Annotated in this window: 16 protein-coding genes and 1 pseudogene; 11 read left to right on the top strand and 6 right to left on the bottom strand. The window is 73.2% G+C overall.

The genetic code is table 11. The annotated features are described in order from the left end of the window. Positions 1–74 precede the first annotated feature (74 nt). From hrcA to F5972_RS26750, 3 genes are all read left to right on the top strand, one after another. Positions 75–1,088, top strand: coding sequence for a heat-inducible transcriptional repressor HrcA (hrcA, locus tag F5972_RS26740; protein ID WP_111697206.1), 1,014 nt, complete (start codon positions 75–77; stop codon positions 1,086–1,088). Continuing rightward, positions 1,089–2,225, top strand: coding sequence for a molecular chaperone DnaJ (gene dnaJ, locus F5972_RS26745; RefSeq protein WP_150937067.1), 1,137 nt, complete (start codon positions 1,089–1,091; stop codon positions 2,223–2,225). A gap of 166 nt (positions 2,226–2,391) precedes the next feature. After that, complete coding sequence (locus F5972_RS26750; protein WP_150937069.1) at positions 2,392–3,126, top strand: 16S rRNA (uracil(1498)-N(3))-methyltransferase; 735 nt, start codon at positions 2,392–2,394, stop codon at positions 3,124–3,126. A 29-nt stretch (positions 3,127–3,155) separates the two neighbouring features. Here F5972_RS26750 and F5972_RS26755 read toward each other — a convergent pair whose 3' ends face one another. Together F5972_RS26755 and F5972_RS26760 are read right to left on the bottom strand one after the other, a co-directional pair. Next, on the bottom strand, positions 3,156–3,830 hold the full coding sequence (locus F5972_RS26755; protein WP_150937071.1) for a hypothetical protein: 675 nt from the start codon (positions 3,828–3,830) through the stop codon (positions 3,156–3,158). Beyond that, positions 3,827–4,306, bottom strand: coding sequence for a SigE family RNA polymerase sigma factor (locus F5972_RS26760; RefSeq protein ID WP_150937145.1), 480 nt, complete (start codon positions 4,304–4,306; stop codon positions 3,827–3,829). The genes F5972_RS26755 and F5972_RS26760 overlap by 4 nt, the downstream gene beginning before the upstream one ends. A 247-nt stretch (positions 4,307–4,553) precedes the next feature. Here F5972_RS26760 and F5972_RS26765 point away from each other — a divergent pair, with 247 nt between their 5' ends. From F5972_RS26765 to era, 8 genes are all read left to right on the top strand, one after another. Next, complete coding sequence (locus F5972_RS26765; protein WP_225311904.1) at positions 4,554–4,898, top strand: histidine triad nucleotide-binding protein; 345 nt, start codon at positions 4,554–4,556, stop codon at positions 4,896–4,898. Between the two features lie 58 nt (positions 4,899–4,956). Beyond that, on the top strand, positions 4,957–5,979 hold the full coding sequence (locus F5972_RS26770) for a PhoH family protein (RefSeq protein WP_150937076.1): 1,023 nt from the start codon (positions 4,957–4,959) through the stop codon (positions 5,977–5,979). 28 nt (positions 5,980–6,007) lie between these two features. Further along, positions 6,008–6,478: an rRNA maturation RNase YbeY gene (gene ybeY / locus F5972_RS26775; RefSeq protein ID WP_150937078.1), complete on the top strand. Its 471-nt coding sequence runs from the start codon at positions 6,008–6,010 to the stop codon at positions 6,476–6,478. Continuing rightward, on the top strand, positions 6,475–7,770 hold the full coding sequence (locus tag F5972_RS26780; RefSeq protein ID WP_225311905.1) for a hemolysin family protein: 1,296 nt from the start codon (positions 6,475–6,477) through the stop codon (positions 7,768–7,770). The genes ybeY and F5972_RS26780 overlap by 4 nt, the downstream gene beginning before the upstream one ends. 39 nt (positions 7,771–7,809) lie before the next feature. Next, on the top strand, positions 7,810–10,173 hold the full coding sequence (locus tag F5972_RS37485; protein ID WP_191910324.1) for a BTAD domain-containing putative transcriptional regulator: 2,364 nt from the start codon (positions 7,810–7,812) through the stop codon (positions 10,171–10,173). Positions 10,174–10,423: 250 nt separating this feature from the next. Beyond that, a complete protein-coding gene (locus F5972_RS26790; protein ID WP_150937080.1) occupies positions 10,424–11,422 on the top strand; it encodes a hypothetical protein in 999 nt (332 codons plus the stop codon). Further along, positions 11,419–11,754 carry a cytidine deaminase gene (locus F5972_RS26795; protein ID WP_150937082.1) on the top strand — a complete coding sequence of 112 codons (336 nt, stop codon included), beginning with the start codon at positions 11,419–11,421 and terminating at the stop codon, positions 11,752–11,754. Before F5972_RS26790 ends, F5972_RS26795 begins: the two co-directional genes overlap by 4 nt. Before the next feature lies 1 nt (position 11,755). Then, positions 11,756–12,667, top strand: a complete 912-nt coding sequence (gene era / locus F5972_RS26800) for a GTPase Era (protein WP_150937084.1) — start codon at positions 11,756–11,758, stop codon at positions 12,665–12,667. A 9-nt stretch (positions 12,668–12,676) separates the two neighbouring features. Here the strand turns inward: era and F5972_RS26805 are convergent, their stop codons facing one another. The 4 genes and pseudogenes from F5972_RS26805 to F5972_RS38380 all read right to left on the bottom strand — a co-directional run bounded on the left by F5972_RS26805 (position 12,677) and on the right by F5972_RS38380 (position 16,276). Next, the gene (locus F5972_RS26805) at positions 12,677–13,156 is read right to left on the bottom strand and encodes a hypothetical protein (RefSeq protein ID WP_150937086.1); all 480 of its coding nucleotides are present in this window, start codon (positions 13,154–13,156) and stop codon (positions 12,677–12,679) included. 108 nt (positions 13,157–13,264) lie between these two features. Beyond that, positions 13,265–14,032 (bottom strand): urease accessory protein UreD, encoded by a 768-nt coding sequence (locus F5972_RS26810; RefSeq protein WP_225311907.1) that lies wholly within the window; start codon positions 14,030–14,032, stop codon positions 13,265–13,267. Positions 14,033–14,295: 263 nt separating this feature from the next. Further along, positions 14,296–14,952 (bottom strand): annotated as a pseudogene (gene ureG / locus F5972_RS26815) (urease accessory protein UreG); the annotation flags it as partial. 76 nt (positions 14,953–15,028) lie between these two features. After that, positions 15,029–16,276 (bottom strand): urease accessory protein UreF, encoded by a 1,248-nt coding sequence (locus tag F5972_RS38380; protein WP_225311908.1) that lies wholly within the window; start codon positions 16,274–16,276, stop codon positions 15,029–15,031. Between the last annotated feature and the right edge of the window lie 4 nt (positions 16,277–16,280).

Genomic DNA, 16,280 nt, shown 5'->3' on the forward strand with positions numbered 1-16,280 from the left:
TCGTAGCCGTACACTTGGCACTCGGGAACACAGAGTGCCAGAGTCGGTGTTTCCAGGCACAGGGAGGTGACACATTGCTCGACGACCGCAAGCTCGCCGTCCTGCGCGCCATCGTCGAGGACTACGTGTCCACCAACGAGCCGGTGGGGTCCAAGGCCCTGGCGGACAGGCACAACCTCGGCGTCTCCCCGGCGACCATCCGCAACGACATGGCGGCGCTGGAGGAGCAGGGCTACATCACGCAGCCGCACACCAGCGCCGGACGGGTCCCGACCGACAAGGGATACCGCCTGTTCGTCGACCGGCTGTCGCAGATCAAGCCGTTGTCCGGGGCGGAGCGCAGGGCCATCGAGACGTTCCTCGCCGGGGCGGTCGACCTCGACGAGATCGTCATGCGCACGGTGCGGCTGCTCGCGCAGCTCACCCGGCAGGTGGCCGTCGTGCAGTATCCCTCTCTCACCCGGTCGTCGGTCCGCCACGTGGAGATCGTCCCGCTGGCGGAGCGCCGGGTCATGCTGGTGCTGATCACGAACACCGGGCGGGTGGAGCAGCGGGTGGTCGATCTGCCCGAGGCGCTCGCCGAGGACCGGATCGCGAACCTGCGCTCCGTGCTGAACGGCTGCCTCGACGGGTGCTGGCTCTCGCAGGTGCCCGAGACCGTGGCCGGCATTCCCGAACGGCTGCCGCCGGAGGAGAGACCGGTGGTGGCGACCATCATGTCCGTGCTCCTTGAGACGCTCGTCGAGCGGCACGAGGAGAAGATCGTCTTCGGTGGCACGGCCAATCTGGCGGGCGCCGACTTCAGCGTGGGCCTGCGCGACGTGCTCGAGGCTCTGGAGGAGCAGGTCGTGCTCATGCGCCTGCTGGGCGAGACCGGCGGGCTGTCCGAACTCACCGTCAGAATCGGATCCGAGAACCCCTACAGCGGGCTGCGCGGCACCTCTATCGTGGCCGCCGGATACGGTTCGGGCGACAAGGAACTGGCCCGGCTGGGAGTGCTGGGCCCGACACGAATGGACTATCCGGTGACGATGGGTGCGGTGCGCGCTGTGGCGCGGTACGTCGGCCAGATCCTGGCGGGGTCATAAGTGTCCAACGACTACTACGCGACCCTTGGCGTCCGGCGCGACGCCAGCCAGGAAGAGATCAAGAAGGCGTATCGCCGTCTCGCCCGTGAGCTGCATCCGGACGTCAACCCCGACCCGGAGACCCAGGAGCGGTTCAAGGAGATCAACCAGGCGTACGAGGTGCTGTCCGACGCGGGCAAGCGCCGCATGTACGACATGGGCGCCGATCCGTTCGCGAGTGGCGGCGGGCCGGCCGGTGCGGGCGGCTTCGGCGCGGGCTTCCCGTTCAGCGACATCATGGACGCCTTCTTCGGCTCGGCCGGCGCCGCGCGGGGCCCCCGCTCACGCGCCCGCCGGGGCCGCAACGCCACCATCCGGGTCGAACTGGACCTCGCGGAGTCCGCCTTCGGCACCACACGCGAGATCGTGGTCGACACGGCCGTGGTCTGCGACGTCTGCCAGGGCTCCGGGGCGGCGTCCGGCACCCACCCCGACACCTGCGACATGTGTCACGGGCGGGGCGAGGTCTCGCAGGTCACCCGCTCGTTCCTGGGCCAGGTCATGACGTCCCGCCCCTGCCCGCAGTGCGGGGGGTACGGCAGCGTCATCCGGCACCCCTGCATGGAGTGCTCGGGCGAGGGACGGGTCAGGACCCGGCGCACGATCAAGGTGCGGATCCCGGCCGGCGTCGAGGACGGCACGCACATCCAGCTCGCGGGCGAGGGCGAGGTCGGGCCGGGCGGAGGCCCTCCGGGCGACCTGTTCCTGGAGATCGCCGAGCGGCCGCACCAGATCTTCGAACGCCGCGGCGACGATCTCCACTGCACCGTCCAGATCCCGATGACCGCCGCCGCGCTCGGCACCGTGCTGTCGATCGACACCCTCGACGGCGCGGAGGCCATCGACGTGCGGCCCGGCACCCAGGCCGGTCAGGTCATCCCCCTGTACGGCAAGGGCATCCAGCGGCTCAACGAGACCGGCCGGGGCGACCTGCTGATCCACGTGAACGTCGAGACGCCGACCAAGCTCGACCCGCAGCAGGAGGAACTGCTCAAGGAGCTGTCGAAGCTACGCGGGGAGGAGCGGCCGCCCGGCAAGTTCTCTCCCGGCCAGCAGGGCTTCTTCTCGCGCCTGCGGGACGCCTTCAACGGCCGCTGACGCCGGATGAGCGAGCGGAGCGAGCGAGTCGGTGGGCACAGTGCGTTTCGCGCATGCGACCCCGAGCCGCCGGGCGAGGGGGTGGCATGAGCGAGCGGAGCGAGCGAGTCGGTGGGCACAGTGCGTTTCGCGCATGCGACCCCGAGCCGCCAGGCGAGGGGGTGGCATGAGCGTTCCGGTGTTCCTGTCGGAGGCGGCCGGTCAGGCGGGGGACACGATCGTCCTCGACGGGCCCGAGGGGCGGCACGCCGCGTCGGTGCGCCGCCTTCGGGCGGGGGAGCGGGTCGACCTCACCGACGGCGCGGGCCGGGTGGCCGAGTGCACGGTCACGACGGCCGGCAAGGACGCGCTGACCGCCGCGGTGCTGCGCCGGTTCGAGGTGCCGCCCCCGCGGCCGAGGCTGGTGGTCGTGCAGGGCCTGCCCAAGGGCGACCGGGGCGAGCTCGCGGTCGAGATGATGACCGAGGCCGGGGTGGACGTGATCGTCCCCTGGGCGGCCGCCCGCTGCGTCACCCAGTGGAAGGGCGACCGGGCCGGCAAGTCGCTCGCCCGCTGGCGGAGCACGGCGCGCGAGGCGGCCAAGCAGGCCCGGCGCTTCCACCTGCCCGAGGTGACCGAGCAGGCCACGACCGCGCGGGTCCGCTCGCTCGTCTCGGCGGCGGCGCTCGCGGTCGTGCTGCACGAGGAGGCCGCTGAGCCGCTGAGCCGGCTCGAACTGCCGGAGGTCCCGGGCGACATCGTGATGATCGTCGGCCCGGAGGGCGGCGTCACCGACGAGGAGATCGCCGGGTTCCGCGCGGCGGGAGCCGTACCGGCCCTGCTCGGCCCCACGGTGCTGCGCACCTCGACGGCGGGCGTGGCCGCGGCGGCCGTCCTGCTGGCCCGCTGCGGCCGCTGGTGAGGACCGCGGCCCTCACCACCTGACGGCTGTCAGGGAGTGGGAGTGTCGGCCGCGTTGGGCGTGACCGTCTCCGTGGGCGGGGCGCTGGGGGTGGCCGAGGGCGTGGCGGTCGCCGTGGGCGGAGCCGACGAAGGGGCGGTGGTGTGTGTGGCCGACGGCGGCGCGGGCTGCGCCGTCTGGACCGGCGGGCACGTCGCGGGCAGGGTCGGCTCGGGGTCGACCACTCCGGCCCGCGCCGGGGGCGACGCGCAGGGGTCGGACGGCGACGGCGACGGCTTGGTGGCCGGGCCCGGCCGGTGTGAAGGAGACGGGCTGGTCCGCCCGTGCGACGGGCTCGGGGTGGTGGTGACGATGATCACCACGCCGGGCCGCGAGGGAGCCCCGCCCGCGGGCGGGCGCGTCCAGGTGGAGCTCTGCGGCTCCTGCTCACGGGTGTCACCCACGTCCGCGATACCGGTGCGGTCGGCGACCTGCTCGCGCAGGCCGGGGACGAGCATCACGACCGCGCCCGCCGCGAGGACGGCTCCGGCGGCCGCGGCGCCCACCCGCAGCCACAGCACGTTCCGCAGGCCGCGCAGGCCCCGCTGGTCGATCCGCCGGCGGATGATGTCGAGTCCTTCGGGAGACGGCACGACCGAGTCCGCCTCCGCGCGCAGGGCACGGCGAAGCGACTCGCCGTACTCGTCGTCGGACGGGAAGGTCATGAGAACTGCTCCAGTGCCATCCGTAGTGCGGCCATGCCGCGGGACGTGTGACTCTTCACCGCGCCCTTGCTGATGCCCATCGCGTGTGCGATCTCGGCCTCCGACAGGTCGCCGTAGTATCGCAGCACCAGCGCCTCGCGCTGCCGGGTGGGCAGGCCGCGGAGCGCCTCGATGACGGCGGAGCGTTCGAGCTCGCCGATCGCGCCGTTCTCGGCGCTCGGCGCGTCCGGCAGGCCCTTCGGGGCGTACTTCTCGACGACCGCGCGGTGCCGCAGCACCGAACGCGAGCGGTTCACGACCGATTGGCGAAGGTAGGCCAGTGCCTTGTCGGTGTCCCTCAGGCGCCGCCACGCTCCGTGGAGAGCGACGAAGGCGTCCTGAACGACCTCTTCCGCGCTGGCCACGTCACGGACCAGCAGCACCGCGAGACGCACCAGTGACCGATAGTGAGCGCTGTAGAGCGCCGTCACGGCCATGTCGGCATCCCACCCGACGGGCACCGTCCCCAACGACCTGTCGGCCACGAGGGTCTCGGTGGTCACGTCAATAGGACGCTCGTCATCCCCGGGGGGTTTACGTTCTTCCGAATCATTAGAGGGCATGGCCCGACGGTGTCCTCGCGCGACACTAGGGGGGTGGTCTGGTGAAGTCTCGCACAACCACAGTAGCCGGGAGGATCATTGCCGTCATCAATCATCGTCGGCGACCGTTAGGCTGAGGCGCGTGACCGACTGCCTATTCTGCAAGATCGTGGCCAGGCAGATCCCGGCGGAGATCGTCCTGGAGACCGGGCGGGCGCTCGCCTTCCGCGACGTCAACCCGCAGGCCCCGACACACGTCCTCGTCGTGCCCAAGGCACACCACGAGAACGCCGCCGCCCTGGCCGCGGCCGACGACGGCCTCGCGGACGACCTGCTCAAAGCCTGCCACGCGGTGGCCGTCCAGGAGGGTGTGGCCGAGCCGGGCTACCGGGTCGTGCTCAACACCGGGCCGGGCGCCGGGCAGACGGTCTTCCACGTCCACGCGCACGTGCTCGGCGGCCGGAGCCTCACCTGGCCCCCAGGCTAGGACGCACTAGTAGCATAAGAGGGAACCGAGGAGGCGATCAGGGCCGCAAGGGCCGCCCATGTCCGAGTCACAGCACATCAACCAGACCCAGGCCAAGGTAGTCATCCCCGAGGGGCAGCCGATGGTCAGCCTCCTCGGGTCGGGTGACGAACTCCTGCGGGTCATCGAGGGCGCCTTCAGCGCCGACATCCACGTGCGGGGCAACGAGATCACCATCACCGGCAGTCCCGAGGAGAGCGGCGTCGTCGTCCGCCTCTTCGAGGAGCTGATGGAGTTGATCGGCTCAGGTGCCGAGTTGTCCCCCGACGCCGTCGAACGCAGCATCCACATGCTGCGGATGGCCACCGACCGCCCGGCCGAGGTCCTGTCCCTGGACATCCTGTCCTCCCGGGGCCGGACCATCCGCCCGAAGACGGTCAACCAGAAGCGGTACGTCGACGCGATCGACAGGCACACCATCGTCTTCGGCATCGGCCCCGCCGGCACCGGCAAGACGTACCTGGCGATGGCGAAGGCCGTGAAGGCCCTGCAGAACAAGAGGGTCAACCGCATCATCCTCACCCGCCCCGCCGTCGAGGCGGGGGAGCGGCTCGGGTTCCTGCCCGGCACGCTCTACGAGAAGATCGACCCCTATCTGCGGCCGTTGTACGACGCCCTGCACGACATGCTGGACCCCGACTCGATCCCCCGCCTCATGGCGGCCGGGACGATCGAGGTCGCGCCGCTCGCCTACATGCGCGGGCGCACGCTCAACGACGCCTTCATCATCCTGGACGAGGCGCAGAACACCTCGCCCGAGCAGATGAAGATGTTCCTGACCCGGCTCGGGTTCAACTCGAAGATCGTGGTCACCGGCGACGTGACCCAGATCGACCTGCCCGGCGGCCAGGACAGCGGCCTGAAGGTCGTCCAGCACATCCTCGAAGGCATCGAGGACATCCATTTCAGCAGGTTGACCAGCGCGGACGTGGTCCGGCACAAGCTGGTGAGCGACATCGTCGACGCCTACGGCCGATATGACGCAGCGATGGCCTCCGAGCCGCGGGCGATCAGCAAACGGCCGCGGAACAACCGGCGGTGAGCACGACCATGGCGGGTGAGGAGACCCCGTGAGCATCGAGGTGGCCAACGAGTCCGGCGTCGAGGTCGACGAGACGGCACTCGTCGAGCTCGCCGGGCACGTCCTGGGCCGGATGGGGATCAACCCGCTGGCCGAGCTGTCGATCCTGGTGATCGACGCGGGGGCGATGGCCGAGCTGCACGAGCAGTGGATGGGGGAGCCGGGCCCGACCGACGTGCTGGCCTTCCCGATGGACGAGCTGCGGCCCAACACCGGGCGGGACGAGGACGCCTCCCCCGACCCGGCGCTGCTGGGCGACGTGGTGCTGTGCCCGCAGGTGGCCGCCAAGCAGGCCGCCGAGGCCGGGCACAGCGCCCAGGACGAGCTGGAGCTGCTGTGCACGCACGGCATCCTCCACCTGCTGGGCTACGACCACGCGGAGCCCGAGGAGCACGCCGAGATGTTCGGGCTGCAGGACGAGCTCCTGGGTGCCTGGCGGGAGGTGCGGCGGAAGCCGTGAACAACGGCTGGCTGATCTCGGCCGTCGTCCTCATCGTGGTCGGCGGCCTCCTCGCGAGCGCCGAGACCGCGCTGACCCGCATCTCCCGCGTACGGGCCGAGGAGTTCGTCAAGGAGGCGCGGCGCGGCGCGGTGCGGCTGCAGACGATCGTCGCCGACCCCCCGCGCTACCTCAACCTGGTGCTCCTGCTGCGGCTGAGCTGCGAGCTCGTCGCCACGGTGATCGCGACGCTGCTGTTCATCGACTGGCTCGGCGACCGCGGCCAGGCGTACGCCGGGGCGGCCCTGGCCATGATCCTGGTGAGCTACGTGATCGTCGGGGTCATGCCGCGCACGCTCGGCCGACAGCACGCCGAGCCCGTCGCCCTGGCGAGCGCGCCGGTCGTGTACGGCCTGACCAAGATCTTCGGGCCGCTGCCGGAGCTGCTGATCCTGCTGGGCAACGCGCTCACCCCGGGTAAGGGGTTTCGGGAGGGGCCGTTCACCTCCGAGGCGGAGCTGCGCGACCTGGTCGACCTCGCCGAGCAGCGCCGGGTCATCGAGCCCGACGAGCGCGAGATGATCCACTCGGTCTTCGAGCTGGGCGACACGCTGGTGCGCGAGGTCATGGTGCCGCGCACCGACATGGTCTTCATCGAGCGGGGCAAGACGCTGAGCCAGGCGCTCTCGCTGGCCCTGCGCAGCGGCTTCTCCCGCATCCCCGTCGTGGGGGAGAACGAGGACGACGTGGTGGGCATCGCCTACCTCAAGGACATCGTCCGCCGCATCCAGGACACCGGCGACGACAACGTCCGGGTGGACGAGCTCATGCGCCCCGCGACGTACGTGCCGGAGAGCAAGCCCATCGACGAACTGCTGCGCGAGATGCAGGCGCGGCAGATCCACCTCGCCATCGTCATCGACGAGTACGGCGGCACCGCCGGCCTCGTCACGATCGAGGACGTGATCGAGGAGATCGTCGGGGAGATCGCCGACGAGTACGACCAGGAGACCCCGCGGATCGAGTGGCTCGACGACGGCGCCGCCCGGGTGACCGCGCGGCTCCCGGCCGGTGAGCTGGGCGAGCTGTTCGGCACCGAGATCGAGGTCGAGGACGTCGACACGGTCGGCGGCCTGCTGGCGCACGCCCTGGGCCGGGTGCCGATCGCGGGCTCCGAGGCCCTGATCGGCGACCTGCGCCTGACCGCCGAGAACCTCGCGGGACGCCGCAACCGGATCAGCACGGTCGTCGTACGCCGTGAGGAGCCCGCTCCCGGCGACGAGGTCGTGGCCGCGAGCGCCGACCACGAGTGAATCTGGTCTGGAAATATCCAGCCTTGTAATGTGCCCCCCATGGCGGTCTTCTCCGTACTTGGAGCGCTACAAGCCATCGGCGAAGACGGGCCGATCGAGTTCGGCGGCCCTCGCCAGCGCTCGGTGCTCGGGCGTCTTCTGGTCGCCCGGGGCCAGGTCGTGCCGGTCGGGCGGCTGATCAGCGACCTGTGGCGGAACCAGCCGCCTCCGGGCGCCGCCGGTTCCATCCAGACGTACGTCTCCCACCTGCGTCGGGCCCTGGAGCCGCAGCGGACGATCCGCACGCCCGCACGGCTCCTCGTAACGGTGCCCCCGGGGTACGCCCTGCGCGCCGAGCACGTGGACGCCTGGCGGTTCGAGGAACTGGTGCGGCAGGGCAGCCGCCGGCTGCTCGACGGTGACGCCACAGCCGCGGTCGCCGCCCTGGAGGAGGCGCTGGCCCTGTGGAAGGGCCCGGCGTACCAGGAGTTCGCCTCGGCGGACTGGGCGCTCAACGAGATCGCCCGGCTCGACGAGGTCCGGGCGACCGCCGTCGAGCAGCGGGCCTCCGCGGTGATGGCGCTCGGCACGCCCGGCTCGGTGATCGCGGACCTGCGCGCCCACCTCGCCGAGCACCCGCTGCGCGAGGAGGGCTGGCGGCTGCTCGCCACCGCGCTCTACCGGCAGGGCAGGCAGGGCGACGCGCTCGCCGCGCTCCGCGAGGCCCGCCGCCTGCTCGCGGCGGAGCTCGGCGTCGATCCCGGCCCCGCGCTGCGCCGCCTGGAGGCCGGAATCCTCGCCCATTCCCCCGAACTGGACCTGCCCGGCCCGGCCCGTACGGCCGAGCCCGACAACCCGGCCGCACATCTCCCTCTCCCGCGCGACCTCCCGGTAGTTCTCCTCGAGGTCTCCACAGAGGTTCCCGCAACGGCTCCCGCAGAGGTTCCCGCAACGGCTCCCGCAGAGGTTCCCGCAGCGGCTCCCGCGGCGGGCCTCGCGGAGATCCCCACAGCGGTTCCCGTGGCGGCGGCCCGCCAGGAGGGCCGGATCCGGTTGTTCGGGCGGCGGAGCGAGGTGTCGCTTCTGCTGGGCCTGTCCGAGGGCATCGCACTCGTCACGGGCGAGGCGGGCATGGGCAAGACCGCGCTCGTGGAGGAGGTCGCCGCCGTCCGGGCCGGGCAGGGCGCGCGGGTCGCGATCGGGCGCTGCCCGGCGACCAGGGGCGCGCCGCCCGGCTGGGCCTGGGCCGAGATCCTCCGTACGCTCACGACGGCCGTGCCGCCCCGCGAGCACACGGCCGAGCCGATCACCCGGCTGCTCGCCGCCTTCCCCGAGACCGCGCGCGAGGACGGCTCGTACGAGGGCGGGTCGCAGGCGAACGAGGCGCCGGAAGAGCGTTCGCGGCGGGAGGGCGCGCGGGGGGAGAGCTTCCGCGGGCGGCGGGCGGTCGCGGCCTACCTGCGGGACGCCGCGGCGGAGGCGCCGATCCTGCTCGTCGTCGAGGACCTGCACCGGGCCGACCGCGAGACGCTGGACACCCTCCTGGACGTCGTCGCGGAGACGGCCGGCGCGGCCCTCTCCGTCGTCTGCACCTTCCGGCAGGAGGAGGCGGGCCGGCTCGCGGGGACGACGGCGGCGCTCGCCCGGCACGAACCGCTCCGGATCGGCCTGCGCGGCCTGCGGCCCGGCGCCGCCGCCGGCCTCGTGACCGCCGTCGCCGGCATGCCCGTCACCCGCCCGGCCCTGACCGCGGTCGCCGCGCGAACCGGGGGCAACCCCTTCTTCCTCCGGGAGACCGCACGCCTGATCGCGGCCGAGGGTGAGGCGGCGGCCCCGACCACCGTTCCCGCCGGGGTTCGCGACGTGCTCGCGGCGCGCCTCGCCGTCCTGCCCGCCCGGGTGCGTACGGTGCTGGGCGTGGCGGCGGTGCTCGACGCCGAGATCCCGGGGAAGCACGCCGGGGGCGTCGACCTCGACGTGCTCGCGGCCGTCCACGGCGGTGGTGAGGACGCGGTGGTGGACGCGGTGGTGGACGCGGCTGAGGAGGCGCTCCTGGCCGGGGTGCTCGTCGAACCCGACGACGGCGGGCTCCGCTTCGCCAGTCCGGTCCTCCGCGACACCGTGTACGGCGCGATGCCGCGACTGCGCCGCGCCCGCACGCATGCCCGGGTGGCGGCGGTGCTCGAACGGCTGCGCCCGGACGAGGCGGCGGCGCTCGCGCACCATTACGCGCTGGGCGGGGACCCGGTGAAGGCGGCGCGGTACGCGCTGACCGCCGCCGAGCGGGCCGACCTCCGCTACGCGCGGCGGGAGAGCGGGCTCACCCGGGCGCCCGGGTCGCGGCCCGTCCGAGACTACGCCTCGGTGGCCCGGGACCGGCTCCGCGAGACACAGAGCCCGCCGACGGGTGCAAGCCTCCTTTAAGCGGGTTGCAAGTGTGCCCTGCCACTGTTGTCCCAGGCGCCCAGAAGGGGTTCGGGGCGCCTCATAGGGAGTCCGGCGCTCCGGGAGGGGTTCGCGGAGCACCGGCAACTCCCATGGGGGATCCGTAAGCGGTGCGGGGCTTTCACCTTCCGAGGTGGAAGCCCCGTATCGGTTACGCAAAGTGATTACCCGCTTCCGGTCCGGGGAAGGACAACCTCCGGCAATGCGCCCGAGCGGCGGGGAGGCGGGCATGCGAATCGTCCACGCGGCAGTCGCGGGCTTCCTGGCCCTCGCCACCGGGCCCAGCGTCGCGACGCACGCCACCGTGGGAGTCACAGGGGGAGCCGCAGGGGGAGCCACAGCCACCGAGCGGGCCGCCCGCGAGACCCCTGCCATGCACAGCGCGGGTGCGCGAACAGGGTCCGGCGCGGGCGCGCGAGCGACGCCGGGCGCCGGTGCGGCCCGGGACAGCCGTGCCACGCCGGGAGCGGGCGCGCGAGCGATGCCGGGCGCCGGTGCGGCCCGGGACAGCCGTGCCACGCCGGGAGCGGGCGCGCGAGCGATGCCGGGCGCCGGTGCGGCCCGGGACAGCCGTGCCACGCCGGGAGCGGGCACGCGAACAGGGTCCGGCGCGGGCGCGGGGGTCGCCCAGGGCGCGGGAACCACGCGGGACGCCATGGCGGCGCGGAGCGCGGGGCGGCTGAGGGGCGTGCTGGGGACGATGCGAGATCTCCCCGAGGGCTTCTTCAGCCACGCGCGGGCCCCCTGGCGGGCGCCGTTCCGCCCCCGTGCGAGCGCCTGCCGCGCGCTCTTCGACGCCGCGGCGGGCAAACCTGCGCGTGACGGCCTCGGCGGCGCCACCGCCGTGACCGCCGCGACGTACGACGGCCCGCACCTCGGCGAACTGGCCGGCGTCGGGCTCGCCGTCTACGACGGGAACGAGGCGGCCGGGCGCCTCGACGCGCTGCGCGCCGCACTGATCCGCTGCGGCACCGCCGACGCGGGCACGCCGTACGACCGCCTGAAGGCCTCGCCGGTGCCGCTGCCGGGCATCGGCGGCCCCGACGCCGCCGGGCGCGGGCTGACCGGCCGGGTCGGCGGCTATCCCTACCGCATGCACCTGGTCGTCGCCCGCTCCGGCCACACGCTGATCACGCTCGTGCACGCGGGCCTGACCCCGCCCGATCCCGCCCGTACGGCCGAACTGGCCCGTTTGCTCGTCCGGGAGGTCGGTACGCTTGACGGGTGACAGAGAAGCTGGACCCCGAGGACACCAAAATCATCACGCTGGCCAGGTCGGCGCGGGCACGCGCGGGCGTGGCGGAGGGCGCCGCGGTGCGTGACGAGACGGGCCGCACGTACGCCGCGACCACGGTGGCGCTGCCCTCGCTCCGGCTCTCGGCGCTCCAGGCGGCCGTGGCCATGGCCGTGTCCAGCGGGGCGAAGTCGCTGGAGGCGGCGGCGATCGTCAGCGAGGCCGACGAACCCGGCGAGCAGGACGTCTCCGTCGTCGAGGACATGGGCAACGGCACGCTGTTCCTGGCCGCCCCGGACGGCTCGCTGAAGGGCCGGTACATCTGACGTGAACGCCGAACCCAGCGGTTTCCGCGCGGGCTTCGCCTGCTTCGTCGGCCGGCCCAACGTCGGCAAGTCGACGCTGATGAACGCACTGGTCGGCACGAAGGTGGCGATCACGTCGTCGAAGCCGCAGACCACGCGGCGGGCCATCCGCGGCATCGTCCACCGGCCGGACGCCCAGCTCGTCATCGTCGACACCCCCGGCTTCCACCGTCCGCGCACCCTGCTGGGTGAGCGGCTGGACAGCCTGGTGCTGTCCACACTCACCGAGGTCGACGTCATCGGATTCTGCGTCCCGGCCAACGAGCCGATCGGCAAGGGCGACAGGTTCATCGTGGAGAAGCTCGCCGCGGTCAAGAAGACGCCGGTCGTGGCCGTCGTGACCAAGTGCGACCTCGCCACCCGCGAGCAGATCGCGCACCAGCTTCTGGCGGTGTCCGCACTGGCCGAGTTCGCGGAGATCGTCCCGGTATCTGGGCAGAGCGGCGAGCAGCTCGACATCCTCGCCGACGTGCTGATCAAGCGGTTGCCCGAGTCGCCCCCGCTGTACGCCGGCGGCGAGCTGACCGACGAGCCGGAGCAGGTGCTCGTCGCCGAGCTGATCCGAGAGGCGGCGCTGGAGGGCGTGCGGGACGAGCTGCCCCACTCGATCGCCGTCACGGTGGAGGAGATGAACCCCCGGGAGGGCCGCGACGACCTGCTCGACGTGTACGCCCACATGTTCGTCGAGCGGCAGTCCCAGAAGGCGATCGTGATCGGCCCGGGCGGCGCCCGGCTCAAGGACGTGGGCACCCGTGCCCGGCAGCAGATCGAGGCCCTGCTCGGCACCCGCGTCTACCTCGACCTCCGGGTGAAGGTGGCCAAGGAGTGGCAGCGCGACCCCAAGCAGCTGCGCCGGCTCGGCTTCTACGACTGACCCCGCCGGTCAGCGGCGGCGGAGCAGCGCGACACAGGCCAGCACGGCCAGCGCGACAGAGGCCAGCAGCCCGGTGAACCAGCCGTACTGGACCGTCGGGTGCACCCGGAGCAGCCCGGAGACGTGGAAGTCGAGCCGGCTCACCAGGTCGCGCGGATCGGCGAGGAACATCGCCAGCGCGAACGCCGCGACCGCGCCCGGCAGGATCGCCAGCCCGGTGAACAGCCAGCTACGTGCCGCGCCGAGCACGCCGAGCAGCATCGCGGCGATCCCGGCACCCAGGACGATCCACCCGGGGCCCTCGTCGACGCCGCGTACGGCGGTGAACGACGCGTCGAAGACGCCGAACTCGGCCGTGAGCCCGGCCCACGGGAGCAGTGCGGCGACGGCCAGCACAAACCCCGCGGCGATCACCCCGGCGGCCCGCAGGGCGCCGGCCACGCTCGTGCGGCGCGGACGGGAGGCGGAATGCGGCGTGGGTTCCGACACGATCACCAGGCTACGGCCCGGCGCCACCCGATGCGGAGATCGGGTGCGTTCCGGCTGGTGATTGTGTGAGGGCCGGGTGCGGCTCTGGACGGGGATCCGACGAGGTGCTCAGCCGGTCGCGTGTGACGCGGCGGCGTCCTCGCCGCGTTCGAGCCGCTGTCTGAGCTGCACCGCGTCCGCACCCAGGGCGGAGACCAGCACGCCGGGACCGGCGAGCGGGAGCGCGGCCCAGCCTTCTCCGACCACCGCCCGCCGCTCCCGCTTGTCCTCGGGGGACGGCCGCCAGGCGGGGCCCGCGACCAGGGTGGAGCCGACGCACCGGGCGTCTCCGTAGACGGCGGGGCTGCCGTCCACGGTCTCCTCGCCGATCACCAGGTTCTGCCGGAGCAGGGGCCGTCCGGCGACGGTCGCGTCGAACCTCGCGTGACAGCGGCCCGGCCGTTCCCCGTGCCGTCCGAACACGATCTCCTCGCGCCACAGGACGGTCGCGTCCTCCGCCAGAGAGAGCCGTACGACGAGGTGGTGGGAGCATCCGGCGGCGAGCACGGTCGGCTCGGGGGAGAAGCGCAGCGTCGCGCCGGCCCCCACCCGGGCCCGCACCAGCATGATCGAGGGAGCCTCCGCGAGCCCCGGCAGCACCAGCGTGGCGGCCACCGAGCACACCTCCAGCGACGTGCCCGGCGCGACGTCCACGCCGAGATCGAGGTGGTCGCCCCGCAGGGGCCCGGCGCCCGTCGAGACCAGATGCACCCGATGCGGGCCGGTCTGCCGCAGGGTCAGCGGCGGATCCGACCGCAGGGTCTCCAGCCGGGTGCCGCCGCCGGCCATGCTCGTCCTGATCAGCGCCCGCGCGGTGACCGCCGCCGCCGTGCTCACGGCGCGGTGACGGGACGCGACGGCTGCTCCCCGTGCTCCTCGTGCTCCTTCCGCTCCGGTGAGACCCCGTCCACGGAGATTCCGTCCGCAGAGAGCCTGTCTGCCGAGATTCCGTCCACGGTGACCCCGTCGACGGATATCCCGTCCGCTGAGAGGTCATCGAGGGAGACGCCTTCCGGCACGCGCCGCGCTGAGGCACCGTGCGTTGAGGCACCATGCGTTGAGGTGCCATGCGCGGAGAGGCCGTGGTGGTGGGCGACGCCGTGCTCGTGCCGCCAGACGTCGACCATGTCGGTCACCCACTGCGCGACCATGTGCGCGCTCCGGTCCTCCCTGATCGACGTGAACAGCACCGGCCTGCCCTCCCGTACGGCCGCCGCGTCGCGGGACATCACGGTCAGGTCGGCGCCGACCATCGGCGCGAGGTCGGTCTTGTTGATCACCAGCAGGTCGGCCGTCGTCACCCCCGGCCCGCCCTTGCGGGGCACCTTGTCGCCGCCGGACACGTCAAGCACGAAGATCTGCCGGTCGGCCAGGCCCCGGCTGAAGGTCGCGGTGAGGTTGTCGCCGCCGCTCTCGACGATCACCAGGTCGAGCGGCCCGAACCGTTCCTCCAGCGTCTCGACGGCGTCGATGTTGGCCGCGATGTCGTCGCGGATCGCGGTGTGGGGGCAGCAGCCGGTCTGCACCGCCTGGATCCGCTCCGGGTCGATCACTCCCGCCCGGCGCAGGAAGTCGGCGTCCTCGGTGGTGTAGATGTCGTTGGTCACGACCCCGAGCCGCAGCGACGGCCCGAGGCTGCGGCACAACGCCGCCACCAGGGCCGTCTTGCCGCTGCCGACCGGGCCGCCGATGCCGAGGCGGAGCGCCCGCCCGTCCGGCTCGGCCGCGTCGTGGAGGTCGTCGTGGTAAGCGCCCATGTCTGGACCCTTCTGCTCGTGAGCCGCTGCGTGAGATGCGGCTCGGTCGGCGACGTCGGGGGACGTCTCGGAGGTGTCAGGAGACGAAGAGCTTCATCGGGTTGGCCAGGTGTCCCTCCGCGAGGAGGTCGAGGGCAGGCGCGCTGTGCCCGGGCAGCCCCGCCCAGCCCCCTCGCCACTCCGCCCGGGCGGCTCCGGGCGCGTCGCCCGGCGGAGGACCGGCGTCGCCCGGCGGGGTGTCGATGCCCGCCGGGTCACTCAGCGCCGGATCACCCAGGGCCGGATCACCCAGGGCCGGATCACCCAGGGCCGGATCACCCAGGGCCGGATCACCCAGGGCCGGATCACCCAGGGCCGGGTCACCCAGGGCCGGGTCACTCAGGGCCGGGTCACTCAGGGCCGGTTCTGCCGGCGTCGTGCCCGTGAGTGTCGTGTCCATCGGAGTCCCGCCCGCCGGCACTCCGTTGATCAGTGCCGTGTCTGTCAGCACCGGCTCCGTCAGCACCGTGTCCATGAGGGACGCGCAGGCGGCGTGCGCCGCGTCGTTGAGCGCCGGCGCGAGGTCGGCGAGCAGGCGGTGGACGGTCACCGGGTCGAGGCCGAGGAGCCGCACCGCGGCCGTGGCCGGGCCCGTCACCGAGGTGTAGGCGGCGGCCAGCGCCGCCTGCTGGGGCTCGCAGCCCGCGGACGCCGCGGCGGCGCCCAGCGCGATCGGGTGATGCGGGCCCTCCGGAATGGCCCGCGCCAGCGTGTCCAGGGCCGCCGAGGGCCACAACCGGCGGGCCGTGCGCAGCAGGAGCCGCCCCTGGGTCCGCGCGGCCTCCCGCTGCGCGGGCGATGCGGTCCGCGCGTCCGCCTCGTCGTCCAGCCGCCGCCACAGCCGGCGGCGGACGTCCTCCGCCGCCGCGACCCCGGCCGCCGCCGCTCCCGGCCCGCCGTTGACGCCCGTCCGCCACGACACGTCGGCGGCGTACGGCCGGGCGTGCGGGGTGTGCGGCCCGGGTGCGACGGCCGTGGCCTGCTCTCCGGCTTCGCCACCGGAGCCCGGTCCTCCAACGGCGCCCGGTCCTCCAAGGAGGTCCGGTCCTCCGTTGAGGTCCGGTTCGCCGGCCGCGAGCTCGCAGGCGGCGGCAGACAGGGCCGCGGTCACGAGACCGGCGGTGGCGAGCCTGCCCCGCAGGAACCGCGCGAGGTCGTCGACGTCGGTGACCGTGCCGAGCCGCACGGCCTCCTCCACCCCGCCCGAATGGGCGTGACCGCCCGCGGGCAGCCGGGAGTCGGCCAGCAGCAGCAGTGCCGCCGGGTCTCCGCGCATGCCGTCCATCGCA

It is taken from the genome of Microbispora cellulosiformans, assembly GCF_008728085.1.
GTDB lineage: Bacteria > Actinomycetota > Actinomycetes > Streptosporangiales > Streptosporangiaceae > Microbispora > Microbispora amethystogenes.

Excerpts from the sequence above, each read along its gene's own strand:
- F5972_RS26750 (WP_150937069.1), top strand. The coding sequence starts at position 2,392 with ATGAGCGTTCCGGTGTTCCTGTCGGAGGCGGCCGGTCAGGCGGGGGAC.
- F5972_RS37485 (WP_191910324.1), top strand. The coding sequence starts at position 7,810 with ATGGCGGTCTTCTCCGTACTTGGAGCGCTACAAGCCATCGGCGAAGAC.
- F5972_RS26755 (WP_150937071.1), bottom strand. The coding sequence starts at position 3,830 with ATGACCTTCCCGTCCGACGACGAGTACGGCGAGTCGCTTCGCCGTGCC.
- F5972_RS38380 (WP_225311908.1), bottom strand. The coding sequence starts at position 16,276 with ATGGACGGCATGCGCGGAGACCCGGCGGCACTGCTGCTGCTGGCCGAC.
- F5972_RS26760 (WP_150937145.1), bottom strand. The coding sequence starts at position 4,306 with ATGGCCGTGACGGCGCTCTACAGCGCTCACTATCGGTCACTGGTGCGT.
- F5972_RS26790 (WP_150937080.1), top strand. The coding sequence starts at position 10,424 with ATGCGAATCGTCCACGCGGCAGTCGCGGGCTTCCTGGCCCTCGCCACC.
- F5972_RS26770 (WP_150937076.1), top strand. The coding sequence starts at position 4,957 with ATGTCCGAGTCACAGCACATCAACCAGACCCAGGCCAAGGTAGTCATC.